The organism is Rhizobium bangladeshense, from assembly GCF_001662075.1.
Lineage (GTDB): Bacteria > Pseudomonadota > Alphaproteobacteria > Rhizobiales > Rhizobiaceae > Rhizobium > Rhizobium bangladeshense_B.
Genome location: NZ_LYPL01000129.1, coordinates 1 through 443 on the forward strand (window position 1 = coordinate 1; position 443 = coordinate 443).

General features: G+C 51.2%; 1 protein-coding gene. It reads right to left on the reverse strand.

Going from position 1 to position 443, the window contains the following annotated elements:
- Nucleotides 1-113: 113 nt before the first annotated feature.
- A partial coding sequence (locus tag A7X77_RS31820; RefSeq protein ID WP_197486941.1) for a lysylphosphatidylglycerol synthase domain-containing protein occupies nucleotides 114-443 on the reverse strand: 330 nt, incomplete at its 5' end.

A 443-nucleotide genomic window follows, 5' to 3' on the forward strand; every position in this document is an offset into this window, starting at 1 on the left:
CGTACCTACCAAGAGTGACGAGGCAGGGTCGATCTCTACGACGGAATTTTGAGGAAGTATAAAAAGCTCCAAGTATTTTCGGAGCAGGGAATAGAAATATTTTCTCATCGGTTCTAACTTGGCAAGACGCGGGCCAGGCGCCACCGGCCGTAGAGGATCGCTGCCGGCAGAACATAAGCTGCAAAAAATAAGAGATGGATAGATGTCGCTACGAGAAAACCTTCAGCGGAGGATCGCCCCAAGAGAAGGAATGCAGACACTACTGAAGCATGAAAGGTTCCGATGCCAGAGGGTGCAGCAGGAAGCATCAGCCCGAGAGCGCCTGCGAACAATACGACGAGCGCCTCGTCGTAACTGAGTGATACCCCCACGAACTGTGCGGCAAACACATACGAGAGAGCATACGCTGACAACCACATTAACAATGTAAGAATGCCAGGAGA